At 69.4% G+C, this 22,039-nt stretch carries 25 protein-coding genes and 4 pseudogenes; 12 read left to right on the forward strand and 17 right to left on the reverse strand.

Features of this window, described 5'->3' with window-relative positions; all coding sequences use genetic code 11:
* Positions 1-8: 8 nt before the first annotated feature.
* From K1X59_RS17905 to K1X59_RS17925, 5 genes are read right to left on the reverse strand one after another with little or no spacing between them, the layout of a single operon-like run.
* Positions 9-266 carry a type II toxin-antitoxin system RelE/ParE family toxin gene (locus K1X59_RS17905; protein ID WP_183151029.1) on the reverse strand — a complete coding sequence of 86 codons (258 nt, stop codon included), beginning with the start codon at positions 264-266 and terminating at the stop codon, positions 9-11.
* Positions 263-526, reverse strand: a complete 264-nt coding sequence (locus K1X59_RS17910; RefSeq protein ID WP_183151030.1) for a type II toxin-antitoxin system Phd/YefM family antitoxin — start codon at positions 524-526, stop codon at positions 263-265. Before K1X59_RS17910 ends, K1X59_RS17905 begins: the two co-directional genes overlap by 4 nt.
* Positions 527-580: 54 nt before the next feature.
* The gene (locus tag K1X59_RS17915; RefSeq protein ID WP_183151031.1) at positions 581-1,021 is read right to left on the reverse strand and encodes a nuclear transport factor 2 family protein; all 441 of its coding nucleotides are present in this window, start codon (positions 1,019-1,021) and stop codon (positions 581-583) included.
* Positions 1,018-1,635, reverse strand: coding sequence for a gamma carbonic anhydrase family protein (locus tag K1X59_RS17920; protein WP_220173664.1), 618 nt, complete (start codon positions 1,633-1,635; stop codon positions 1,018-1,020). The genes K1X59_RS17915 and K1X59_RS17920 overlap by 4 nt, the downstream gene beginning before the upstream one ends.
* A complete protein-coding gene (locus K1X59_RS17925) occupies positions 1,635-2,261 on the reverse strand; it encodes an SDR family NAD(P)-dependent oxidoreductase (RefSeq protein ID WP_220173665.1) in 627 nt (208 codons plus the stop codon). Before K1X59_RS17925 ends, K1X59_RS17920 begins: the two co-directional genes overlap by 1 nt.
* A 167-nt stretch (positions 2,262-2,428) precedes the next feature.
* Between K1X59_RS17925 and K1X59_RS17930 the strand changes: the two genes are divergently transcribed.
* Positions 2,429-2,773, forward strand: a complete 345-nt coding sequence (locus K1X59_RS17930) for a hypothetical protein (RefSeq protein ID WP_220173666.1) — start codon at positions 2,429-2,431, stop codon at positions 2,771-2,773.
* 85 nt (positions 2,774-2,858) lie between these two features.
* On the opposite strand, the gene K1X59_RS17935 is transcribed toward K1X59_RS17930, so the two are convergent.
* Genes K1X59_RS17935 through K1X59_RS17940 form a run of 3 tightly spaced genes read right to left on the reverse strand, consistent with a single transcriptional unit; the run spans position 2,859 to position 4,461 of the window.
* Positions 2,859-3,560 (reverse strand): aldo/keto reductase, encoded by a 702-nt coding sequence (locus tag K1X59_RS17935; protein WP_244632168.1) that lies wholly within the window; start codon positions 3,558-3,560, stop codon positions 2,859-2,861.
* Positions 3,557-3,742, reverse strand: coding sequence for an aldo/keto reductase (locus K1X59_RS21980; protein WP_244632169.1), 186 nt, complete (start codon positions 3,740-3,742; stop codon positions 3,557-3,559). The genes K1X59_RS17935 and K1X59_RS21980 overlap by 4 nt, the downstream gene beginning before the upstream one ends.
* Positions 3,739-4,461, reverse strand: coding sequence for an SDR family NAD(P)-dependent oxidoreductase (locus K1X59_RS17940; protein ID WP_183151034.1), 723 nt, complete (start codon positions 4,459-4,461; stop codon positions 3,739-3,741). Before K1X59_RS17940 ends, K1X59_RS21980 begins: the two co-directional genes overlap by 4 nt.
* Positions 4,462-4,553: 92 nt before the next feature.
* On the opposite strand from K1X59_RS17940, the gene K1X59_RS17945 reads away from it, so the two are divergent.
* Together K1X59_RS17945 and K1X59_RS17950 are read left to right on the forward strand one after the other, a co-directional pair.
* A complete protein-coding gene (locus tag K1X59_RS17945) occupies positions 4,554-5,420 on the forward strand; it encodes a CoA transferase subunit A (protein ID WP_183151035.1) in 867 nt (288 codons plus the stop codon).
* Positions 5,417-6,193, forward strand: a complete 777-nt coding sequence (locus tag K1X59_RS17950; RefSeq protein WP_183151036.1) for a CoA-transferase subunit beta — start codon at positions 5,417-5,419, stop codon at positions 6,191-6,193. Before K1X59_RS17945 ends, K1X59_RS17950 begins: the two co-directional genes overlap by 4 nt.
* 28 nt (positions 6,194-6,221) lie before the next feature.
* Here K1X59_RS17950 and K1X59_RS17955 read toward each other — a convergent pair whose 3' ends face one another.
* The gene (locus K1X59_RS17955; RefSeq protein ID WP_183151037.1) at positions 6,222-6,833 is read right to left on the reverse strand and encodes a TetR/AcrR family transcriptional regulator; all 612 of its coding nucleotides are present in this window, start codon (positions 6,831-6,833) and stop codon (positions 6,222-6,224) included.
* 155 nt (positions 6,834-6,988) lie between these two features.
* On the opposite strand from K1X59_RS17955, the pseudogene K1X59_RS17960 reads away from it, so the two are divergent.
* A pseudogene (locus tag K1X59_RS17960) lies at positions 6,989-8,067 on the forward strand (AMP-binding protein); the annotation flags it as partial.
* Between the two features lie 174 nt (positions 8,068-8,241).
* Entirely contained in the window at positions 8,242-8,544 is a 303-nt protein-coding gene (locus K1X59_RS21985) for an AMP-binding enzyme (RefSeq protein WP_244632619.1), read from the forward strand.
* 162 nt (positions 8,545-8,706) lie between these two features.
* Here K1X59_RS21985 and K1X59_RS17965 read toward each other — a convergent pair.
* Both K1X59_RS17965 and K1X59_RS17970 read right to left on the reverse strand, forming a co-directional pair.
* Positions 8,707-9,928: pseudogene (locus K1X59_RS17965) on the reverse strand (acetyl-CoA C-acetyltransferase).
* Complete coding sequence (locus tag K1X59_RS17970) at positions 9,925-10,743, reverse strand: SDR family oxidoreductase (protein ID WP_244632171.1); 819 nt, start codon at positions 10,741-10,743, stop codon at positions 9,925-9,927. The pseudogene K1X59_RS17965 and the gene K1X59_RS17970 overlap by 4 nt, the downstream one beginning before the upstream one ends.
* A 73-nt stretch (positions 10,744-10,816) precedes the next feature.
* On the opposite strand from K1X59_RS17970, the gene K1X59_RS17975 reads away from it, so the two are divergent.
* The 3 genes and pseudogenes from K1X59_RS17975 (at position 10,817) to K1X59_RS17985 (ending at position 12,673) form a co-directional block, all read left to right on the forward strand.
* On the forward strand, positions 10,817-11,650 hold the full coding sequence (locus K1X59_RS17975; RefSeq protein WP_183151039.1) for an SDR family NAD(P)-dependent oxidoreductase: 834 nt from the start codon (positions 10,817-10,819) through the stop codon (positions 11,648-11,650).
* Positions 11,647-11,971: pseudogene (locus K1X59_RS17980) on the forward strand (nuclear transport factor 2 family protein); the annotation flags it as partial. The gene K1X59_RS17975 and the pseudogene K1X59_RS17980, both read left to right, overlap by 4 nt.
* Positions 11,972-12,190: 219 nt before the next feature.
* Entirely contained in the window at positions 12,191-12,673 is a 483-nt protein-coding gene (locus K1X59_RS17985) for a nuclear transport factor 2 family protein (RefSeq protein ID WP_220173669.1), read from the forward strand.
* On the opposite strand, the pseudogene K1X59_RS17990 reads toward K1X59_RS17985, so the two are convergent.
* The 5 genes and pseudogenes from K1X59_RS17990 to K1X59_RS18010 form a co-directional block, all read right to left on the reverse strand.
* Positions 12,643-13,130: pseudogene (locus tag K1X59_RS17990) on the reverse strand (ASCH domain-containing protein). The gene K1X59_RS17985 and the pseudogene K1X59_RS17990 sit on opposite strands and share 31 nt — an antisense overlap.
* Before the next feature lie 36 nt (positions 13,131-13,166).
* On the reverse strand, positions 13,167-13,886 hold the full coding sequence (locus K1X59_RS17995; RefSeq protein ID WP_183151042.1) for an ABC transporter ATP-binding protein: 720 nt from the start codon (positions 13,884-13,886) through the stop codon (positions 13,167-13,169).
* Positions 13,879-15,696, reverse strand: coding sequence for an ATP-binding cassette domain-containing protein (locus K1X59_RS18000; protein ID WP_183151043.1), 1,818 nt, complete (start codon positions 15,694-15,696; stop codon positions 13,879-13,881). Before K1X59_RS18000 ends, K1X59_RS17995 begins: the two co-directional genes overlap by 8 nt.
* 2 nt (positions 15,697-15,698) lie before the next feature.
* Positions 15,699-16,556, reverse strand: a complete 858-nt coding sequence (locus K1X59_RS18005) for a branched-chain amino acid ABC transporter permease (protein WP_183151044.1) — start codon at positions 16,554-16,556, stop codon at positions 15,699-15,701.
* A 99-nt stretch (positions 16,557-16,655) separates the two neighbouring features.
* Entirely contained in the window at positions 16,656-17,879 is a 1,224-nt protein-coding gene (locus K1X59_RS18010; protein ID WP_183151045.1) for an ABC transporter substrate-binding protein, read from the reverse strand.
* Between the two features lie 131 nt (positions 17,880-18,010).
* Between K1X59_RS18010 and K1X59_RS18015 the strand changes: the two genes are divergently transcribed.
* Positions 18,011-18,790, forward strand: coding sequence for an SDR family NAD(P)-dependent oxidoreductase (locus K1X59_RS18015; protein ID WP_220173670.1), 780 nt, complete (start codon positions 18,011-18,013; stop codon positions 18,788-18,790).
* A 30-nt stretch (positions 18,791-18,820) separates the two neighbouring features.
* On the opposite strand, the gene K1X59_RS18020 is transcribed toward K1X59_RS18015, so the two are convergent.
* The gene (locus K1X59_RS18020; protein ID WP_183151046.1) at positions 18,821-19,393 is read right to left on the reverse strand and encodes a PadR family transcriptional regulator; all 573 of its coding nucleotides are present in this window, start codon (positions 19,391-19,393) and stop codon (positions 18,821-18,823) included.
* A gap of 81 nt (positions 19,394-19,474) precedes the next feature.
* Between K1X59_RS18020 and K1X59_RS18025 the strand changes: the two genes are divergently transcribed.
* From K1X59_RS18025 to K1X59_RS18035, 3 genes are all read left to right on the forward strand, one after another.
* Positions 19,475-20,401 (forward strand): alpha/beta hydrolase, encoded by a 927-nt coding sequence (locus K1X59_RS18025; RefSeq protein WP_183151047.1) that lies wholly within the window; start codon positions 19,475-19,477, stop codon positions 20,399-20,401.
* A complete protein-coding gene (locus K1X59_RS18030) occupies positions 20,398-21,246 on the forward strand; it encodes an NAD(P)/FAD-dependent oxidoreductase (RefSeq protein WP_220173672.1) in 849 nt (282 codons plus the stop codon). The genes K1X59_RS18025 and K1X59_RS18030 overlap by 4 nt, the downstream gene beginning before the upstream one ends.
* A gap of 349 nt (positions 21,247-21,595) precedes the next feature.
* On the forward strand, positions 21,596-21,994 hold the full coding sequence (locus K1X59_RS18035; RefSeq protein ID WP_220173673.1) for a hypothetical protein: 399 nt from the start codon (positions 21,596-21,598) through the stop codon (positions 21,992-21,994).
* The last annotated feature ends 45 nt before the right edge of the window (positions 21,995-22,039 follow it).

Raw genomic sequence — 22,039 nt, forward strand, 5'->3', positions numbered from 1 at the left:
CGCGCGGCTCAGCGCTCGTACACGTCGCGACGGTGCCCGGCATGCACGACGACGACGGTGAGCACGCGATCCTCGATGCGGTACAGCACGCGGTAGTCACCCGTTCGAACCCGCCACTCCGGTCGCGCCGTCAGCTTCTTGGCGGCCGGAGGTCGCGGATCGTCGGCGAGCAGCTCGATCACGGCTTCGATCCGCCGCTTCCCCTCGGGTGGGAGCTTGCGGATCGTGCGGACGGCGACGGGGAGGATCCGGACCGCGTAGGTCACGGAATCAGACCGAGGTCGCGCTTGACCTCGTCCCAGGGGACAGGGGTCTCCCCGAGGCGTTCGGTCTCTTCCCACGCGTCATCGACCGCCCGGATGTCGGCGAGCTCCTCGGCGTCCTCCAGCAGCCGCTCGAGGAACGAGGCATCGACGACCGCAGCGACCGCGAGGTTGCGGCGTGTGAGGTAGACGGGCTCGGTCCTCGCCTCGTCGATGATCGACGCGAGGCGTCCGCGGGCATGGGTGATGGCGACCTGGCTCATGTACGCCATCATAGCCGGTAACGTACGTATTGCGCGATAATGTTCGGCACCCGGTCAGCGCCGCAGCGGTGTGGTCTCGGTCCAGTCGGTGTACTTGCGGCGTTCCCGGAAGAGCCAGTCCGTGCCGACGCGTTCGAGCGTGTCGTCGTAGCGATCGGCGAGCGTGAACCGCACCCGACACTCCGAGGTCTCGCTGATGTGATGCGCCATGCAGGAGGTGTGCGCCCGTGCCGTGTCGCCGTCGATCTCGATGTCGCTCGGGGAGAGCACATGGCTGGTGGCCACGAACGCGGCGAGCGCGTCGAACGCCGCGATCAGCTGCGCACGCCCCTGGGGCGACTCGGAGGGCTCGACGGCGCGCGGTCGGAACATCAGCATCCGCCCGTCGACCGTGAACAGGTCGGCCATGTCGGCGGAGCGCCGCTGGTCGGCATGGCGCCCGTACCGGGAGATCGTTCGCGTGATCGCGACCCAGTCGTCGAAGCCCTCGTTCACGATGTGCCCTCGGCGCGCTGCCGGTGCAGCGGTGTCGCGGCATCCGGCGACCAGGAGGTACGACGACGGTCCGGCTCCACCGCGACGAGCGGTTCGACCCGGCGCAGGGTCTCCCGACTGCGCCGGGCGAGGTCCTGATAGATCCGCACCCCGTTGCGCTTCCACGCCAGCGCCTGCTCATCGAGGGCCCCGACCACTCTCGCCGGGGCCCCGAGCACCTTCGACCCTGGAGGGACCACCGTCCCCGCCGTCACGACCGCGCCGGCGCCGACCAGGGAGTCCGCGCCGATCTCCGCACCGTCGAGCACCGTCGAGCCGATGCCGATCAGGGCGAACGACCCGATGCGGCACCCGTGCAGCACGACCCCGTGTCCGACGTGACTGTTCGGCTCGAGCACCGCGTCGGCTCCGGGAAACGCGTGGACGACGCACGAGTCCTGCACGTTCGATCCCTCCCCCACGACGATCCGGCCGAAGTCGCCGCGGAGGCTGGCGAACGGGCCGATGTAGCACCCGGGGCCGATGATGACGTCTCCGATCAGGCTCGCGGTCTCATGCACGAACGCGGTCGGATCGACCACGGGCACGACGCCGTCGAAGGCGTAGCTCGGCATCAGGCGACCTGCCCGCCGTCGATGATGAAGTCCTGGCCGGTGCAGTAGCTGCTGGCAGAGCTGGCGAGGTAGGCCACGAGGTTCGAGATCTCCTCGGGGCGTCCGGCGCGCGGGATGGGGATGCGGGAGATGAAGCCGACGCCCGCCCTGGCGTCTTCGCTGATCATGGGCGTGTCCACCGCCCCTGGGCACACCGTGTTCACGCGGATGCCCGTGCCGGCGAACTCGCGGGCGAGAGCCCGGGACACACCCCGCAGGCCCCATTTCGACGCGGAGTAGGGAACGCGGTTCGCGTACCCGGCGACACCGGCGGTGGAGGCGATGTTCACGATCGACGCGCCATCCCCCATGAGGGGCAGCATCGCCTGAACCCCCAGCATCGGTCCGATGAGGTTCACGTCGAGCGTGAGGCGGATGACGCGCTCCGTCGTCTCGGCCAAGGGCCCCTCCGGGCAGAATCCGGCATTGTTGACGAGCACGTCGACGTGGCCGAACTTCTCCTTCGCCGCCGCAGCCACCTGCGCCCAGGCCTCGGCAGACGACACGTCGTGCGCGAGTCCGATGGCGCGGTCGCCGAACTCCGCGGCGACGTCGACGACCGCGGCCCCGTCGAGATCGGTGAGCACGAGGCTCGCGCCGAGTGCGTGGAAAGGGCGGCGTGTGAGCGGCCCTGACCGCCGGCTGCTCCGGTGATCACGGCGACCCGGCCGGTGAGGTCGATGAGGGGCGTTGCATTCATGAGTGTCCTCCGGGATAGTTATCGAACAAGCGCTAGTTTGAGATGGGAGTGAGGATGCCACGGCTCCACCACATCGGCATCACGGTGAGCGACACGGCCGCGGCGACCGCGTTCTACCTGGCGGCGACCGACGGCGAGGTCATCGGTCCCCTGTCGAAGAGCGGTCCCGCGGTCGACGCCGCCACCGGATATCCCGGAGTCGAGATCCTGCTCACGTTCATCCGCCTCGACGACGGGGTCTTCCTGGAGCTCGCCGAGTACCGCGGCGCCGACAACCCCGCATCGACCCCGACAACGGTCACACCGGCGCCGCGCATCCGGCCATGGTCGTGCCCGACATCGAGGCGAGTCTCGCGCGACTGGCGGCGCTCGGCTACGAACCCCTGTCGCAGACCATGACGGCCACGGCCGGGCCGCTCGACGGCTACCGCTACGTCTACGTGAAGGGCCCCGACGACGTGCGGGTCGAACTGCTGCAAGAGCCTCACTGAGCACTCTCCGCCGGCGCGGACACCGCATCGAGCAGACGTCGGTCGTCGTCGTCGAGCACGAGGTCGACCGCGGCGGCCGAGTCCCGCACGCTCTCCGGCCGACTCGCACCAGGGATCGGGATGAGCACGGGCGAGCGTCGGAGCAGCCAGGCCAGCACGACCTGCTGCGGGCTCACCCCGTGCCGGTCGGCGACGAGGGCGACGGACGACGACGACGCGCCGAGCCCCTTGGCCGCGCGCATGCCCCCGAACGGACCCCAGGCCAGGAACGCCAGTCCGTGCACCTCGCAGAGCTGCAGCACGGGATCGCTCGAGCGCTCGAGCAGCGAGTACTCGTTCTGCACACTGACGAGCGCATCGCCGACCACCCGGATCGCCGTGTCGAGCTGGGAGGCATCGACGTTCGAGACGCCGACGCGGATCACGACGCCCTCGTCGACGAGCTGCCGCATCGCCCCCATCGACTCCGCGAACGGCACCTTCACGTCGGGGCGGTGGTGCTGATACAGCGGGAGGGCATCGAGCCCGAGGCGCTGCGCCGAAGCCCTGGCAGCGGCGGCGAGGTGCTCCGGAGAGCCGTCGACCCACCAGGTCGCTGCCGGGCCTCGGGTGTGACCGCCTTTCGTGGCGATGACCACCTGCTCGGCCGCAGACGGATGCCGTCGGAGCGCCTCGACGAGCGCCCGCTCGTTCACGCCCATCTCCCCGACGGCCCATACGAGTCGGCGGTGTCGAACAGGGTGATGCCGGCGTCCACCGCGGCGTGCACGGCGCGGATGCCGCGAGCGGTGTCCGCACCCGGCACCTGGGTCAGGGTCATCGCGCCCATGCCCAGCGCCGAGACCTCGAGGTCGCCGAGCGCGCGGGTCGGCATCATCGTCCGACGGCCGTCCAGCCGCCGTCCACCGGCAGGCACTGTCCGATCACGTGCGTGGCGTCGCGCAGCATCCAGACGATCGCAGCGGCGATCTCGTCGGGGTCGGCGAGGCGTCCGCGCGGGGTGCGCTGCTCGACCGCCGCGAGGTCGTAGCCGTGGTCCACCATGTCCTGCACCATCGGGGTCAGCGTGTGTCCGGGGGCGACCGCGTTGACGCGCACGCCGCGGGGCGCCCATTCGATCGCGAGGTTCTCCATCAGCTGACGTTCGGCGGCCTTGGCGGGCCCGTAGTCGGCCTGGTTGGCCCACCCGCGGTATGCGGTGGTCGACGACACCAGCACGATCGAGGCCGGGGCGGCATCGAGGCGACGCACCAGCGCCCGGGAGACGGCGAGCGTCCCCACCACGTGCACGTCGAACAGCCGCCGCAGCTGGTCGAGGTCGATCTCGAGCGCCGGCACATACGCGCCGCGCACACCGTGGCAGGCGACGAGGCCCCCCACCGGCGCGTCGGCCCATGTCTCGGCCATCGCCTCCTCCACCGCGCCCTCGTCGCGCAAGTCGACGGTGCGGGTGGTCACGCCGGCTCTGGCACTCGGCTGCAGGTCGAACACGGTGACCGCGACACCCCGGTCGAGCAGCTGCGCGACCACGGCGTCGCCGATCCCGCTCGCCCCTCCGGTCACCACGACGTGGTCGGCGATCGACTCTCCGGTCATGCGCGGCCCCCTTGCTGGTCGTCCTTCCGGGCATGCTACTGTGATTCCCAAACAAGCGCTAGGTTTAGCGCCGGTCGCGCGAAGGAGCGGGGATGTCGGACAAGCGGGTGAGCATCGAGGAGGCGGTCGCCACCATCGAGAGCAGGATGACGATCGGCATCGGCGGCTGGGGTTCGCGACGCAAGCCCATGGCCCTCGTGCGCGAGATCCTGCGACGCGACATCACCGACCTCACCGTGGTGGCCTTCGGCGGTCCCGACGTCGGGCTGCTCGCAGCCGCCGGCCGCATCCGCCGCCTCGTCTACGGGTTCGTGTCGCTCGACAGCATCCCGCTCGACCCGCTCTTCACCCGGGCACGCGAACGCGGCGACCTCGAGATCGAGGAGTACGACGAGGGCATGTTCGTCACCGGCCTCCGTGCCGCGGCCTCGCGCCTCGACTTCCTCCCCATCCTCGCCGGTCTCGGGTCGGATGTGCTGCCGGCGAACCCGCGACTGCGCACGGTGGCGTCGCCCTACTCCGACGCGCAGTACGTCGCCATGCCGGCCCTTCCCCTCGACGTCGCGCTCGTGCACGTGAACCGCGCCGATGCGCAGGGCAACGCCCAGTACCTCGGACCCGACCCCTACTTCGACGACCTGTTCGCCATGGCCGCGACGCGCACCATCGTGTCGACGGAGAAGGTCATCCCCACCTCGGCGCTGCTCGACGAGGGCTCGTTCCACACACTGCTGTTCAGCCGCATCTACGCCTCCGCGGTCGTCGAGGCTCCCGGCGGAGCACACTTCACCACCTGCGCCCCCGACTACGAGCGCGACGAGGCCTTCCAGAAGCATTACGTCGCCTCCGCGAAGGATCCGAGCGCCTGGGCGGAGTTCGAGCGCACGTTCCTGCAGACCGACGAGGCCGGTTATCGCTCAGCCGTCGCCCAGTTCCACGCCGACCGAGGAGAGTCATGACCAGCGTCGCCACCCCCGAGACCACGCTCGGCGCCACCACAGCGGAGGTCTGCATCGCAGCCTGCGCCGACACGTACCGCGAGTCGGGCGAGATCCTCGCACACGCCGTCGGCATCATCCCCGCCCTCGGCGCCCGCCTGGCGAAACTCACCACCGCTCCCGAGATCGTCCTCAGCGACGGCGAGGCCTTCTTCCTCTCCGGCCCTCCGATGCCGGGAGACCCCGATGCAGCGGCCCCCGCGGTCGAAGGATGGGCGCCGTTCCGTCGCGTCTTCGACATCGTCGCCACCGGCCGCCGCCAGAGCATGATGGGCGCCAGCCAGATCGACCGGTTCGGCAACCAGAACATCTCGCTCATCGGCGACTGGGCACGCCCCACCCGTCAGCTCATCGGCGTCCGCGGGGCACCGGGCAACACCGCCAACCACCGCGTGGACTACTGGGTCGCTCGGCACAGCACCCGCGTCTTCGTCGACGCGGTCGACATGGTCTCGGGAGTCGGCAACGACCGCGCGCGCGAGGCCGGCCTCGAGCACCACCACCTCGGCGTGATCGTCACGAACCTCGCCGTGCTCGGTTACGGCGCAGACGGCATCGTCACCGTGCTGTCGGTCCACCCCGGAGTCGATCCGCAGACCGTGACCGACAGCACCGGATTCGCGCTCGACGCGACGGATGCGCCGCTCACGCGCACTCCCGATGCCGAAGAGCTGCGGTTGATCCGCGAGGTGCTCGACCCGCGCGGCACCCGCAGCCGAGAGGTCGCTGACTGACGGAGCATGCGCCCCGTCCGCGGTGCACTCAGTCGGCGAGGAGGCCGTTGTGCAGCAGATCCAGGAAGTTGTCGGTCAGGCTCGTCGCCGTGTGACCGCGGCCGGGTCGGTACCAGGCGACCGTCGACCACACCGCGTCGCGGATGAACCGGTAGGCGATCGGAGCGTCGATCGAGTCGCGGAACACGCCGACTTTCTGCCCCTCCGTGATCTGCGAGAGCCAGAGCGCCTCGATGCGCTCGCTGTTCTCGCCGAGGAACTCGAAGCCGGGCTGACGAGCGAGGAACGACAGTTCGTTCTGGTAGAGGCCCACCGCGTCGGGCTGGCTCTCGATGGTCGCGAAGGCGTGCGCGATGAGCTTGTCGAGGATGTCTCGGGGGCTGCCGCCTTCGGCGACGATCTCCTCGAAGCGCCCGAGCAGTCCCGTCATGAAGCTGCGCAGGATCTCCTGGAGGATCGCCTCCTTCGAGGAGAAGTGGTGGTAGAGGCTGCCGGAGAGGATGCCCGCCTCGTCGGCGATGTCGCGGACCGTCGTCGCGGAGTATCCGCGTCTGGCGATGAGCCGAGCGGCGATCGAGATGATCTGGTCGCGTCGCTCGGAACTCTGCTCCTGGCGACCTCCGCTTCTGGTCGTTGCCATCACTGCTCCTTCACCGAAAAAAATCACAAGCGCTTGCTCAGTGTGTCGCACCACACTGTTTTCCCGAAACACCCTCTCGGAGTGTACGCATGATATTGGAAAGGACGACCATGACAGTCTCGGAAGCGACGACAGTGCCTGCCCTCCTCGCGGAGATGGCGGCCCTGGGCGATCATCCCGCCATCGTCGACGGCGAGACGGTCATCGGCTACGCCGACCTGCACGACCGCGTGCGCTCGGTCGCCAGGGCGTACCTCGCCCAGGGAGTACGACCGGGAGACCGCATCGGACTCTGGGCCCCCAACCGGCACGAGTTCATCCTCGCGATGCTCGGCGCCCAGCTCGTCGGCATCGCGGTCGTGCCCCTCAACACCCGCTACACCGGGCACGAGGCCGCCGAGATCCTCGCCCGCTCCCGCGCCACCGCACTGGTGCTCGCCGACGGGTTCCTCGGCAAGTCCTACAGCGCGGCGCTCCGCACGGCTGCGGCCGAACGCGGCACCGACGGGTCGGCCATCCCCGGCCTGCCGCACCTGCGCACCGTCCTGACGCTCGACGAGACACGAGACGCCGGAGTCCTCTGCTGGACCGACTTCCTCGCCGCCGGCGAGGGGATCGACGAGAGCCTGGTGTCGGCGGCGGCCGCTGCGGTGACGCCGGACGCCATCATGGACGTGCTGTTCACCTCCGGCACGACCGGCGTCCCGAAGGGGTGCTCAGCGCGCACCGCCAGACCCTCTCCGTCGCCAGGGCCTGGGGTCTCGGAGCGCGCCTGACACCCGAAGACCGCTACGCCGTGGTCAACCCGTTCTTCCACGGCTTCGGCTACAAGGCGGGAATGATCGCCTCGCTGATGGGCGGGTGCACGATCTACCCGCTCGCGGTGTTCGACGTCGACCGGGTGCTCGAGCTCGTGCAGTCGGCGCGCATCAGCGTCCTCCCCGGCGTGCCCACGATCTTCACCTCGCTGCTCGACCACCCCCGCCTCGGCGAGTACGACCTGTCGTCGCTGCGGTTCGCGATCGCCGGGGCCACCGCCGCACCGGCCACGCTCTTCCACGACATGGTGAACGTGCTCGGTTTCGAGACCGTGGCCCAGGCCTACGGACTCACCGAGTGCGTCGTCGCCACCCTCTCCCGGCCCGGCGAATCGCTCGAACACACCGCGCAGACCACCGGCCCGGCCGTCGAGGGCGTCGAGATCCGCGTCATCGACGAGGACGGGAACGATGCCGGGCTCGACACCGACGGCGAGATCCTGCTGCGCGGCCCCAACGTCATGCTCGGCTACTTCGAGGATCAGGCTGCGACCGACGCGGTGCTCGACACGGACGGCTGGTTCCACACCGGCGATGTCGGACGCCTCGACGAGCACGGTTGCCTCAAGATCACCGACCGACTCAAGGACATGTTCATCGTCGGCGGCTTCAACGTGTACCCCGCCGAGGTCGAGAACGCTCTGCGCAAGCATCCGGCCGTCAACGAGTCCGCCGTGATCGGCGTCGACGACGAACGCCTCGGCACGGTCGGCCGCGCCTACGTGCTGCTGCTGCACAACGCCGACCCTCGTCCGGACGCCGCCGATCTCGAGGCCTTCTGCCGCACGCACCTGGCGAACTTCAAGGTGCCCCGCGAGTTCGTCTTCGTCGACGACTTCCCCCGCAACGCGACCGGCAAGATCCTGAAGTCGGAGCTCCGCGCGCACGCCTGACCCCCTCTTCCCCTTCCTCCCTTCCTCGACACCGAGTGCACGGCATCGTGTCGAGCGCACGGCTTGTCGGCGCAGGCATCCCGTGCACTCGGCACGAACCCGTGCACTCGACGAAGAGACGAACGGGCGAAGGAACGGAGAGGTGCGGAGGCGGAGGGGGGGTCAGCTCAGGCGCTCGAGCACCATGGCCATGCCCTGGCCGCCCGCGGTGCACATGGTCTCGACGGCGAACTGCTCGTCGCGCTCGCGGAGGGCGTTGATCGCGGTGGTCGTGATGCGGGCGCCGGTCATGCCGTAGGGGTGCCCGAGGGCGATCGCTCCTCCGTTGACGTTGACGCGCTCGGGGTCGATGCCGATGTCGGCGATCGAGGGGATGACCTGCGCGGCGAAGGCCTCGTTGATCTCGAGGATGTCGATGTCGCCGATCGACATCCGGGCGTGCGCCAGCGCGCGTTCGACGGCCTGCACGGGGCCGAGACCCATGATCTCGGCCGACAGTGCCGACACCCCCGTCGACACGACACGCGCGAGCGGGGTCAGGCCGAGCTCCGCGGCCCGGGTGTCGCTCATGATCACGAGCGCGGCGGCGGCCATCGTTGAGCGGGCAGCAGTTCGCGGCGGTCACGGTCCCGTGCGGACGGAACACCGGCTGCATGCCGCTGATGCCCTCCAGCGTCACACCCGCTCGCGGCCCGTCGTCCTTCGTCACGAGCGTGCCGTCGCCGAGTCGCACCGGCGTGATGTCGGTCTCCCAGAAGCCCCGCGCGGCTGCGGCCTCGGCTCGATTCTGGCTGAGCACCGCCCACTCGTCCTGCTCTCGGCGTGAGACTCCGCGGAACGAGGCCACGTTCTCGGCGGTCTCCCCCATCGCGATGTAGATGTCCTCCAGCTCGCCGCGCTCGAGCGGATCCGACCACACGAAGTCGGGGTCCTGCGCCTCCCGCGCCGTGCGCGCGGCGGCATCGGCCCACCGCGGATTCTTCGTGTCGGGCATGCCGTCCGACTTGCCGGACGCGAACTGCGACACGGCCTCGACCCCGGCAGAGACGAACACGTCGCCCTCACCGGCCTTGATCGCGTGGAACGCCATCCGTGTGGTCTGCAGCGACGACGCGCAGTAGCGGTTGACCGTCGTCCCCGGCACGGCGTCCCAGCCCAGCTGCAATGCGAGCATCCGCCCGATGTTGTACCCCTGCTGACCCGCGGGCTGTGCGCAGCCGACCATCAGGTCGACGATCTCGTTCGGGTCGAGGCCGGGCACCGCGTCGACGGCCGCGCGCACCATCTGCGTCGCGAGGTCGTCGCCGCGCATGTCCTTCAGGCTGCCCTTGAACGCGCGCCCGATGGGCGAACGCACGGCGGAGACGATGACGGCTTCGGTCATGAGGGGTTTCCTTCGGTGATGTCGAGACGATCGGCCTGCTGCACGATGTCCGCGTTCGGGGTGTGGGTGAGGAAGGCGGGCCATTCGCCACCGCCGTCCACAGGGACGATGGCGCCGGTGATGTGCGCGGAGAACGGAGAGGCGAGCATGACGCACACGGCGCCGAGCTCCTGCGGCGAAGCCAGTCGCCCCCGGGGGATGGTTCGTGCGATCTCGGCGTACTGCTCCGGAGTGCCGTAGTGGTCGACCGCGCTCTCGGTGTGCACGAGTCCGCTGCTGACCGCATTGACGCGGATCTCCGGCGCCCACTCGACGGCGAGACTGCGGGTCAGGCTCTCGAGCGCGGCCTTCGCGGCCCCGTACACGGCCGTGCCGGGGCTGGGCCGTCGTGCACTGATCGAGGTGATGTTGATCACACTTCCGCGGTGGGCGCGCAGCGGCTCGAATGCGGCTCTGGTCGCGACGGCGGCCGACAGGAAGTTGATCTCGGTGATCGCCTGGAAGTAGCGGGGAGATCCGGCCTCGAAGCGACCGAACGGCGAGCCGCCGACGTTGTTGACGAGGACGTCGAGGCGGCCCCTTCGCTCCGCGATGCCGTCGATCCACGCCTGGTTCTGCGCGGCGTCTCTCACATCGACGGGGCGGAAGGATGCGGTGCGGCCATCGCGCGCAGGCAGGGTCTCCGGCTCGGCTCTGCCGCAGAACTCCACCTCTGCCCCGGCGTCGAGGAACGCCTCGACCACGCCGCGACCGACGCCGCGGGATCCGCCGGTGACCGCGACGACCTTGCCCGCGAAATCCATGACCAGGCTCACTCCGCCTCCTCCGTGAGCGGTGCTCCGATGCACCGACCTGTCCATGCTACCAACCAAATGCTAGGTTAGTCGCATGAGTCACGATGATGTTCCTCCACCGCATCCGCGTACGGTCGTCGTCACCGGCGGCGCTCTCGGCATCGGCGGCGGGATCAGCCGTCGTCTCGCCGCAGACGGAGACCACGTCGTCCTCGTCGACATCGATGCGGATGCCGCTGCCGCCACCTCCGGCGAGATCGAGGCAGCCGGCGGACGCTGCACGGTCCTGGTCGGCGACATCACCCTGGACGAGACGGTCGACCGGCTCGCGACCCTCGTCGAGCGTGAACAGGGTCATGCGGACGTGCTCGTCAACAACGTCGGCGACTTCCGTCCGGCGAAGTCGTTCTTCGCGAAGAGCCCGCCCGAACAGTGGCGCCGCCTGCACGATCTCAACCTGTGGCACGTGTTCACCGTGACCCACGCACTGCTCCCCGGCATGATCGCCGCCGGCGGGGGGAGCATCGTCAACGTCTCGACCGTCGAGGCGTTCCGCGGCATTCCGGGCAACGCCGTCTATTCGGCATACAACGCCGGAGTGTCGGCCTTCACGAAGAGCCTCGCCGTCGAACTCGGTCCCTCCGGCATCCGTGTCAACGCGATCGCCCCCGACCTCGCCGACACTCCGCAGACGCCGGCGGATCTGATGCTGGGCGGTCGCGACCCCGCCCTGCTGCGCTCCTGGCTCCCGGTGGGACGATTCGGTCGGCCAGAGGACTACGCGGGAGTCGTGGCATTCCTCGCCTCGCCGGACGCCGCGTTCATCACCGGTCACACGATCCCCGTCGACGGAGGGACGCTCGCCGCATCGGGCTGGTACGGCAAGGCATCGGGACGCGGATGGACGAACATGCCGGATCAGGCATGAACCCGCTCGGCGAGCTCTCCGACCGCCAGGAGATCCAAGAGCTCGTGCTGCGCTACTGCTCGGCCGTCGATCGGGCCGACTACCTGAACGTCCGCGGCGTCTACGCGCGCGACGGGGTCGACCACCACCGGCTTCTCGGGAACGGCCGACGACTACGTGGCCTGGCTCCGCGAACGCACGGCCGTGTTCGACGGCACCATGCACATCGTCGGCAACCACCGGGTCGAGCTGTTCGGCGACCACGCCTTCGCCGAGACCTACGGCACCGCCGTGCACTGGGGTCGACCATCGACCGACGAGACCCGCAACTTCACGAGCGGCTTCCGCTACCTCGACCATGTGCGCAGAGACCCCGAGGGCTGGCGCATCGTCGAGCGCACGGCCGTGCGCGAATGGACGCGATCTGATGCCGGTCGTCTGCGCGAGCCCGAGGGCGCGGGGCCGCGCGGGCGACGCGGACCCGACGATCCCTCGACCGCATGCGCCGCGACCGCGTGCGTCGAGCGGCGACCGCCCCCCCCTCGACCGGACGGAGCGACCATGACCCGCAGCATCGAGCAGCGCCTGCAGGCCCTCGAGGACCGCCTCGAGATCATCGACCTGGAGGCCACCTACGCGCGGACCTTCGACGAGCGCGACGGCGACGCGTGGAGCAGTCTCTTCACCGAGGACGGCATCTACCAGTCGAGACCGATCGGCGAAGCGGCCCCCGTCACGTTCGTACAGGGACGCCCGGCCCTCCGCGCCTTCTGCAGCGACGCCGCGTTCGCCGGCATCCACTTCCTCCATCTGCCGCAGCTCGTCCTCGACGGCGACACCGCGACCGCCCGCATCCATCTGGAGTTCCACGGTGACTACGCCGAGGATGCGGGTGCCCCGCGTCTGGCGATGCGGGGCTTCTACGACGTGTCGTACCGTCGCGTCGACGGCCGCTGGCGCATCGCCCACCGGGTGACCTCGGCCTTCAGCCGGGAGCAGTCGACGGTGCTCGGCTACCCGGCGGCCTCCGCGCTGCCGGGCTGAGGCGGAAGCAGCAGGCGGAACCGCTCGCACACCACCGGCATGTCCGGCTCGAAGCCGCGAGGGTTCTCGGAGTGCTCCCGCCAGTACCGCTCGTGCACCTCACGCCAGTGCGAGAGCGTGCGGTCGCCCTCCCCTCGGAGAACGCGTGCTCGGCGCTCACTTCGTCGAAGGGCACGATCGCGATCGCGGTCGTCTCGATCACGGCCCGAGGAACGCCGGCGCCGTCGAGGACGATGCTCAGCTCGCCCGCGGCCGGAAGCGGATCGCCCGTCGCGTCGTAGTCCCACAGCGACGACGCCGTGCCCGTCTTCACGCCGTCGAGCACGAGCGCCAGCAGCTCATCCGCGTGCGCCGGGATCGCCCCGAAGCCCCATGCCTCCGGCAGGGTCTCCGGCAGGTCGGGCAGCGCCGCCCGCGCCTGGCCCCAGAAGGTCTCGATCGCAGCGTTCTCGGTCACCGATCCAGCGTAGGCGACCGACCATCCGTCCTCCGCCTACGCGACGGCGCCGAAGTACGCCTTCTGCAGATCTTCCAGCGAGACATCGGCCGCGGCGCCGGCCAGGGTCGTGCGTCCCATCTCGATCACCGTGACCTCGTCGGCGATGGCGACGGATTCCTGCACCGCCTGCTCCACCAGGAGGATGCCGATGCCGGTGGCCCTGAGCTCATGCACCCGCTCCATGACCTCCTTCACGATGACCGGGGCCAGGCCCTGACTCGGCTCGTCGAGGATGAGCAGCTTCGGCTTCGCCATGAGCGCCTGGCCGATCGCGAGCATCTGCTGCTGCCCGCCCGACATGCTCGCGGCAGGCAGGGCACGCTTGCTCCCGAGGATCGGGAACAGCTGGTAGATCTCATCTGCGGCCGACACGAGTGCGCGCTTGCCCATCCCGCGGGAGAATCCGCCGAGGATGAGGTTCTGTTCGATCGTGAGCTCGCGGAAGACCTTCTTGCCCTCCTGCACGTACGAGATGCCGCGCGCGACGCGCTTGTGCGGAGCATCGGCCAACGGTTCCCCGAGGTACGAGACCGTGCCGCCGGACACCTTGTTCAGTCCCGTGATCGCCCGCAGCGTGGTCGTCTTCCCGGCACCGTTGCGACCGAGCAGCACCGTGATCTCGCCGGTGCGCACCGTCAGCGAGACGTCGCGCACCACCGTCAGGTCGCCGTAGCCGGTCTGCAGGCCCGACACCTCCAGCAGCACATCACTCATGGTCGCCGCCTCCTGCCGCGTTGGTCTCCGCCGTGACACCGAGGTACTCCTCCATGACGCGCGGGTTGCTCTCGATCTGCTCCGGTGTGCCGTGCGCCATGACCGCGCCCTGTGCGAGCACGTAGATGTCATCGGCGACGCGCAGCACCAGCTGGAAGTTGTGCTCCACCAGGATGACCGTCATCCCGGCGTCGCGCAGGCGCATCACCAGGCCCTCGAGGACCTCGAGCTCGTCCTCGTCCAGTCCGGAGGCGACCTCGTCGAGGAGCACGACCTTGGGCGAGGCGGCGAGGCTCCTGGCCACTTCGAGCAGACGCCGGTTGCCCAGGGGCAAGGAATCCGCCGGCTCGTCGCGCTGCGCGCTGAGACCGACGAGGGCCAGCGCCCGCTCCGCCGCGGCGCGGTTCTCGGCGCGGGTGCGCCAGAACGTCGGAAGACGCAGCACCGAGGCGAAGATGGTCGGCCGCTCGGTCGCGTACCTGCCCGCTTCCACCGCCTCGAACACCGTCAGCTTCTCGGGGATGTTCGGCGTCTGGAAAGTGCGCGACACTCCCGCCCTGGCGACCCGGTACGACGACAGTCCCTGGATGGACGTGCCATCGAGCTCGATGGTTCCGGCATCGGTCTTGTAGAAGCCGGAGATCATGTTCAGCAGGGTCGTCTTGCCCGAGCCGTTCGGACCGATGATGGCCGTGACGGCACCAGGTGCCGCGTCGATCGACACCTTCGACAGCGCCTGGTTGCCGCCGAACGCCTTGGAGACCCCTTCGGTGCGCAGCAGCGCTCCGTCGAGCTTCTCGACCTCGGCGGGGGCCGCCTCGATCGGCTTCATCCCGACCTTGGCCTTCGCCGCATTGTCGGCCTTGCGCAGGAGACTCCGCAGGAGCCCGGCCAGTCCGCCGGTGAAGGCCACACCGCCGATGAGGAGGAAGGCGCCCGAGATGATGAGACCGAACTTGCTGAAGTTGGTCGACTGGTTCATGCCGAACTGCAGCACGGCCGCGCCGATCAGAGCTCCGTAGATGCTGGCCGACCCGCCGAAGATCGAGGCCGCGAGCACCGTCATCGCGAAGGAGAACGCGAAGGCCTCCGGCGAGATGAACAGATCGAGGTTGGCGAACAGCACGCCGGCGATGCCCGCGGGGACCGCACCGATCGCGTAGGCGGTGAGCTTGGCCCGGAACACCGAGATGCCCATCGACGACGCCAGCACGGGGCTCTGCTTGAGCACGCGGAGTGCGGTGCCGTGGCCGGAGAGCACGAGGTTGCGGATCAGCGCGAACGCCACGATCGTGACGCCGACGATGATCACGTAGTAGGTGCGCCCGTCGATCATCTGCCCGAACGAGGTGGCGGGCATGATGCCCGCCAGGCCGTTGCGCCCGCCGGTCTCCTCCTTGAAGATCGACAGCACGTCGGGGACGATCAGGATCAGGAAGAACGACGTCATCGCGAGCGACCAGCTGCCGAGGCGAAGACCGGGGATGCCCGAGATGAGTCCGATCACCAGGGCGGCCGCCGCGCCGATGAGCAGCTGCAGCCAGATGTCGGTGACACCCGCCTTGTTCGCGAGGCCGGCGGCGTATGCGCCTGCCGCGTACATGGCGACCTGCCCCATCGCGAGTTCACCGGCGTAGCCGAGGGAGAGGTTCAGGCCCAGCACGATCAGCGCCAGGATGAGCGTGAGCTCGATCTGCCGTGTCGCGGCGTAGCCGAGACCCAGGAAGGGGAGCGCGAGCAGCACGACGCCGACCGCGAGGGGCCAGATCCAGCCGGGGACGGCACGCAGTTTCAGCCAGAGAGCAGCCATGGTCACACCGTCCGTTCCACGCGACGGGTGAAGAGTCCCGTCGGTTTGACCATCAGGATCACGATGAGGATGAAGAAGACCGTCAGGCCCGCGTAGTCCGCGCCGATGTAGCGCGTGGCGAGAGCCTCGGCGAGACCCACGATCAACCCGCCGACGAGCACGCCGCCGAGCGACCCGAAGCCGCCGATCGCGAGGACCACGAAGCCCTTGAGCGCCAGGGACGCACCCAGGGTCGCCACCGCGTAGGTCTTGGGACCGACGAACACCCCGAGGAACCCGGCGAGGATACCGGTGAAGATGAAGGCCATCAGGGCGAAGCGGCGCACATTGACACCGCGCAGCTGAGCGGCTTCCCGGTTCTCGCTCATGCCGAGCAGGGCGATGCCGGTCATGCTCCGTTTGGCGTACTGCGTGAGCACGACGACCAAGACGATGACCAGGACGATCAGCGCGAGCTCGACGGGGTAGACGCGCCCTCCGAGGAACTCCAGCACCTGGTCGCCCATGAAGAAGGGCACCCGCTTGGGCTCGCCGCCCCAGATCACCTGGGCGACACCCTCCATGATGATCGAGGCGCCGAGGGTGGTGACCAGCAGGTTGTGGGGGTCCTTGACGGGGCGGATCGCGACGCGCTCCTCGAGGGCGGCGATGGCCCCGACGATGACGGCGGCGGCGATGGCGACGAGCCACCACGGCAGACCCCAGACGACGATGCCGACGTACGCGATGAAGGCGCCCAGCATCATGAGCGCCGCCTGGGCGAAGTTGAAGGTCTTCTGCGAGAGGAAGACGATGTTGTAGCCGATCGCCACCAGTGCGTAGATCGCACCGAGAGCCAGGCCGGACCAGATGATGGTCATTGCGGTCGGGTTCCTTCCATCACTTTGGCTTGGTGTGCCGACGGCTCGGATCCGAATCGAGATCCGAGCCGTCGGCGGTGTTCACGGCGCCGGCCGGCGTCAGGGCTGGAACTGGCCGTTGACGAGCTCACCCGGCGGGATGAACGCGAACTGGTCGGGGCTCACGTGCGGGCTGTGCGCCTTGTCGTCGAACGCGTAGTTCGCGAGGATGGCCGTCTCGGCCGCTTTCTGCACCTCGGGGTCGATCAGTGCTGCCACCAGGGCGTCCGGGTCGTCGACTCCGCCGGCCTTCTCCGCCGCAGCCTTGAACAGCAGGGCCGAGTCGTAGTTGTAGGCGAGGATCAGCGACGACTTGATGTCGCCGGCGGCGAGCATGCGCTCGACCGCGTCGTTGACCTTGGTGTCGTCGGGGTCGTACTGGGTGCTGGAGTACACCTGCATCGTGAGGTTCTTCACCTGATCGGTGCCGAGCACCCCGTCGGGGGCGGGCGTGGCGATCAGTCCGGTCGCGGCGACCGAGGAGTTGCCCATCACGGGGACGTCCCAGCCGAGCTTCTCGAGGCTCTGCAGGACGTAGCCGAGCGGGGCGCCGTAGGCGTCGAGCACGAGCACGTCGGGGTCGCCCTGCTGGAGGGCGGACAGCTGCGCGGTCATGTCGAGCGCCGCGTTGTCGAAGCCCTCGTTCCCCGTCACGGTGAAGCCCGCGTCGGCGAACGTGGTCTCACCGAGCGAGCCGAACAGCTCGCCGTAGGCGCTGGATCCGTGCAGGATGGCGACGTCCTCGTAGCCGCGGTCCTCCATCTCGGCGACGAACGATCCGAGGTAGTCGGGGACGGAGGCGCTGAGGTCGAAGCTGTAGGGGTTGACCTTCGGGTCGCCCGAGCCGGTGGTGGGGCCGATGTTGAACGAGACGATCTTGTTCTGCGTGAGGATCGGCAGCATCGCTTCGGTGATCGTCGAGGGTCCGGAGTTCATCACGAGATCGGGCTTGCCCTCGGTGGCGATGTATTCGCGGAGCTTGGTGACGGCGACCGTCGGGTCGGCGTTGTCTTCGAGGTGGGTGATCTCGACCTCGCGGTCGAGGATCCCGCCCATGTCGTTCACGGCGTCGACGGAGGCGAGCGCTGCCGTGACGGCGGTCGTCGCGTTGTCCGCGAGGATCCCCTCGGCACCCATGCCACCGAGGACCACGAGCTTGATCGGGTCGCCGCCTTCGCCGTCGCCCCCGTCGCCGGTTCCCTCCGCATCGCCGGCGCAACCGGCGAGCACCACCGTCGAGACCACGATCCCTGCGGCGACTGCCGCGAGTCTGTTGAACCGCATATCCGAACCTCTCTCATCGTTGAGTTAGAGCGACCAAACGCTTGCTTAGTAAATCACAGACCCGGGCCACCGGCAACGCCCAACCGGTCAATTGCTTGGTTACGATCTGGACACCTGTTAGATTCCGGCTCATGGACAGTGCACAGACTCCCGAGAACCGCCGCCTCCGCGACCTGCCCGGCATCGCCGTGGTGACCGGAGGGACCGGCGGGATCGGCTCCGCGATCGCCAGGACCCTCGCGGCGGAGGGGGTCCGGGTCGCGATCACGCACCGCTCCGACCCCGCGCCCGAACTGCTCGCCGCACTCGGCGAGCAGGGTGAGGCGCATCGGCTCGACGTCCGCGACGACGCGGGTGCCGCCGCCCTCGCCGACGACCTCGTCACCCGCCACGGCGCCGTGCACACGGTCGTGCATGCGGCCGGTCCGCACGTGCCGATGGTGCACCTGTCGAAGGTGTCCGTCGAGCAGTTCGCCCGACAGGTCGACGACGACCTCGTCGGCTTCTTCGCCATCGCCAGGGCCTTCCTCCCCGCTCTTCGTGACGCGGCAGGCTCCCTCACCGTGGTCACGAGCGCGGGCACCCGGCGATACCCAGTGCGCGACGGCCTCTCGGTCGCCCCGAAGGGCGGTGTCGAGGCCCTCGCCCGCGGCCTCGCCGCCGAAGAGGGCCGCTTCGGCGTGCGTGTGAACGCCGTGGGTCCGGGGATGCTGTGGGACGGGATGTCGGCGCGGCTGATGGCGTCCGGCGATCTGGACGAGCGTGCGCTCGAGGTCGCCACCGCCAACATCCCGCTCCGCCGGTTCGGGACCGCGGGCGACATCGCGGCCGCCGTCGCGTTCCTCGCCTCGCCCGCCGCAGGGTTCATCACCGGGCAGAAGCTCGACGTCGACGGCGGGTTCGGGCTCTGATGCCCCCGGTGGACACCCGCGCCGGAACGCTCATCTCATGCCCTTCAGCCGCTCGATGAGCCAGTCGATGCGGGCCGCCTCGTCGCGGTAGAACCGCTCCGCCCACTCGAGGGCGACACCGGAGAACCTCCAGTCCTCCTCACGACGCGCTCCGACCGCATGCGCACCGGACTCCTCCGCGGTGCGCAACGCCTCGTCTCGGTACGCGGCCAGACTCTCCCGCAGCCGGTCGAGGTCGCCGTTGTGCGCCGCCCACAATCGCAGGATCTGCGAGTGCTTGAGCACCACGGGCTCCGCAGCGACCTCGTCGGACCACTGCCGCATGCTCCGACGCCCGAGCTCGGTGATGCCGTACAGCCGACGGCTCTTCGCCGCGTGCGTCTGCTCGACTCGCGAGACCGCCATCCCCAGCTGCTCGAGCCGTCGCAGCTCGGTGTAGATCTGGCTCTGCGACGGCGCCCAGTAGAAGTACGCGAGGCTCTGATCCGCCCATTGCTTGACGTCGTAGCCCGACAGCTCGGTGCCGAACGACAGGATGCCGAGCACGGCCCAGCTCGTCGCCGGCAGTTCTGGCGGTTGGTCGGTGTGTTCGCGGTCGCTCACTTGACCTCCTCGTCGATGAGTGAGATATTCCTGATCGTACTATGACTAACAGTCATACCGCTGCTGATCGAAGGAGATCATGTGGACGAGACGACGCGCATGCTGGACCTGCTGAATGCGACGTTCCCCGCGCTGGCGACGATGGACCCGCTCGCCGGACGCGCAGCCGCCGACGAGCGGATCCGCCCCGCGAGCAACCTCGACGACGTCGCTTCGGCGGAAGACGTCGTGGTCGATGCCGGCACCCACCGCATCCCGATCCGGGTGTACCGCCCGCACGAGTCACGACCGGACGCACCCACGACCGTGTACGCCCACGGCGGCGGCTTCCTGCACGGGTCGATCGCCGGACACGACGGTTTCTGCCGGCGTTGGTCGCGCGCCACGGCGAGCGTGGTGGTCTCGGTCGACTATCGGCTCGCCCCGGAATCGGGGCCCGGCGCCGCCCGCGACGACGTCCTCGCCGCCGTCGACTGGACCGTCACCGCAGGCCTCGCCGATCATGGGGTCGTCCTCGCCGGAGACAGCTCGGGCGGGAACGTCGCGGCGGGCGCGGCGGTCGGCCTCCGCGACCGCGTTGCGAGCCCGGTGGTGGGACAGGTGCTGCTGTATCCCTTCCTCGACCCGACGATGTCGGCGCCGAGCCACCGCACGAGAGCGAGCGGGTACTTCGTGACATCCGAGCTCCTCGCGCACTACTGGCGCACCTTCCTCGGCGACCGCCCCGACCGCTTCGACGCCGACGTCACCCCGCTCGCCGTCGACGACCTGGGCGGTCTCCCTCCGGCGATCGTGGTCACAGCAGGCCTTGATCCCCTCTGCGACGAGGACGCCGCCTTCGCCCGTCGACTGCGCGAGGCCGGAGTCCCGGTCATCCTTCGTCACCACCCCGATCAGTTCCATGGCTTCCTGACCATCCCCGGCTACGGACCGGGCGTCAGCGCCGCCGACATCCTCTGGAGCGACCTGCGCTCCCTGACCACCCTCGACGCGAAGGACCGCACATGATCCCCGAACACGACGTCATCATCGTCGGCGCCGGCTTCGCCGGCCTGTACTCCACCATCCACGCCGCGGCGGCGGGCCTCGACATCCTCGGCATCGAGGCGGGCGACGACGTGGGCGGCACCTGGTATTGGAACCGCTACCCCGGTGCACGCTGCGACGTCGAGAGCATCGACTACTCGTTCTCGTTCGACGACGACCTGCAGCGTGAGTGGCGGTGGAGCGAGCGCTATGCGACGCAGCCCGAGATCCTGCGCTATCTGAACCACGTCGCCGACCGTTTCGACGTCCGCCGGCACTACCGGTTCGGGGAGCGCCTGTCGGCGGCGTCCTGGAACGAGCCGGAGCAACGATGGGACGTGCGCACCGAATCCGGGTTCGAGGCGTCGGCACGCTGGCTGGTCATGGCCACCGGAGGACTGTCGAAGCCGCAGCTGCCCGACCTCGCCGGCCGCGACACGTTCACGGGCACCGTGCTCCAGACGTCGGCATGGCCCGAGGACCCCGTCGACCTGAGCGGCAGGCGTGTCGCCGTGATCGGCACCGGGTCCTCCGGCGTGCAGACCATCCCGCTGATCGCCCGCGAGGCCGCGGAGCTCACGGTGTACCAGCGCAGCGCCAACTACAGCGTCCCGGCGTTCAACCGGATGCTGGACGACGAGGAATGGCAGCGCCAGCAGAAGGAGCTCCCGCGGCGACGCGAACTGTCCTGGAGCGGGGCAGCCGGCTCCCCTGGACGAGCCACCCCACACCCTTCGCGGAGGCCGACGAGCAGGAGCGTGCCGAGGTGTTCGAGGAGAGCTGGACGCGCGGCGGCGTGCTCTTCGCCAAGGCCTTCCAGGGGTTGACCGTCGATCCGGTGATCAACGATGCGGCCCGCGTCTTCTTCGAGCAGAAGCTCGCGGAGCGGGTACCCGATCCGCAGACGCGAGCCACGCTGACCCCGCAGGACCATCCCGTCGGCACGAAGCGCATCTGCACCGACACGGGGTACTACGAGACGTTCAACGAACCGCACGTCGAGCTGGTCGACCTGCGACGAGAACCCCTCGCAGAGGTCACTCCCTCCGGGATCCGCACCGCCGAACGCCACCGCGAACACGACGTGATCGTTTACGCCACGGGGTTCGACGCCATGACCGGAGCACTCACCGCGATCGACATCCGCGGTCGCGACGGACTCTCGCTGCGCGCGGAGTGGGCGGGCTTCCCCTCGACCTATCTCGGCGTCGCCCTGCCCGGCTTCCCGAACCTGCTCGTGCTCAACGGGCCCGGCAGCCCCAGCGTGCTGTCGAACATGGCGCTCACCTCGGGCAGCAGGGCGACTACGCGCTGCGGATCATCGCGCACTGCCGCGCCAACGGATACACGTCGATCGAGGCGCGCGCCGATGCGGCGGCGGCCTGGACGGCGCATTCGCTCGAGCTCGCCGACCGCACCCTGTTCGGCGCAGCGCCGTCGTGGTACACGGGCGCGAACATCGCGGGGAAGGCCAGGGGTTTCCTGCCCTACATCGGCGGCTTCAAGAACTACATCGACCACTGCGAAGAGATCGCGGCGGCGGACTACCGGGGGTTCGTGCTGTCGTCCCGATGACGCGGCGTGGCGAGGCGGGGCTGGTCTTCGCCGCGCAGCACCACT

Source organism: Microbacterium sp. Se5.02b, assembly GCF_019464375.1.
In the GTDB taxonomy this organism is placed as follows: Bacteria; Actinomycetota; Actinomycetes; order Actinomycetales; family Microbacteriaceae; genus Microbacterium.

Bases quoted from the DNA above. Each gene is read 5' to 3' on its own strand.
- K1X59_RS17975 (WP_183151039.1), top strand. From the start codon at position 10,817: ATGAGTCACGATGATGTTCCTCCACCGCATCCGCGTACGGTCGTCGTC.
- K1X59_RS17995 (WP_183151042.1), bottom strand. From the start codon at position 13,886: ATGAGTGATGTGCTGCTGGAGGTGTCGGGCCTGCAGACCGGCTACGGC.
- K1X59_RS18000 (WP_183151043.1), bottom strand. From the start codon at position 15,696: ATGGCTGCTCTCTGGCTGAAACTGCGTGCCGTCCCCGGCTGGATCTGG.
- K1X59_RS18030 (WP_220173672.1), top strand. From the start codon at position 20,398: ATGATCCCCGAACACGACGTCATCATCGTCGGCGCCGGCTTCGCCGGC.
- K1X59_RS17955 (WP_183151037.1), bottom strand. From the start codon at position 6,833: ATGGCAACGACCAGAAGCGGAGGTCGCCAGGAGCAGAGTTCCGAGCGA.
- K1X59_RS17930 (WP_220173666.1), top strand. From the start codon at position 2,429: ATGCCACGGCTCCACCACATCGGCATCACGGTGAGCGACACGGCCGCG.
- K1X59_RS17920 (WP_220173664.1), bottom strand. From the start codon at position 1,635: ATGCCGAGCTACGCCTTCGACGGCGTCGTGCCCGTGGTCGATCCGACC.
- K1X59_RS18005 (WP_183151044.1), bottom strand. From the start codon at position 16,556: ATGACCATCATCTGGTCCGGCCTGGCTCTCGGTGCGATCTACGCACTG.
- K1X59_RS18010 (WP_183151045.1), bottom strand. From the start codon at position 17,879: ATGCGGTTCAACAGACTCGCGGCAGTCGCCGCAGGGATCGTGGTCTCG.
- K1X59_RS17910 (WP_183151030.1), bottom strand. From the start codon at position 526: ATGAGCCAGGTCGCCATCACCCATGCCCGCGGACGCCTCGCGTCGATC.
- K1X59_RS21985 (WP_244632619.1), top strand. From the start codon at position 8,242: ATGTTCATCGTCGGCGGCTTCAACGTGTACCCCGCCGAGGTCGAGAAC.
- K1X59_RS17985 (WP_220173669.1), top strand. From the start codon at position 12,191: ATGACCCGCAGCATCGAGCAGCGCCTGCAGGCCCTCGAGGACCGCCTC.
- K1X59_RS17940 (WP_183151034.1), bottom strand. From the start codon at position 4,461: ATGACCGGAGAGTCGATCGCCGACCACGTCGTGGTGACCGGAGGGGCG.
- K1X59_RS17945 (WP_183151035.1), top strand. From the start codon at position 4,554: ATGTCGGACAAGCGGGTGAGCATCGAGGAGGCGGTCGCCACCATCGAG.
- K1X59_RS21980 (WP_244632169.1), bottom strand. From the start codon at position 3,742: ATGATGCCGACCCGCGCGCTCGGCGACCTCGAGGTCTCGGCGCTGGGC.
- K1X59_RS17950 (WP_183151036.1), top strand. From the start codon at position 5,417: ATGACCAGCGTCGCCACCCCCGAGACCACGCTCGGCGCCACCACAGCG.
- K1X59_RS18015 (WP_220173670.1), top strand. From the start codon at position 18,011: ATGGACAGTGCACAGACTCCCGAGAACCGCCGCCTCCGCGACCTGCCC.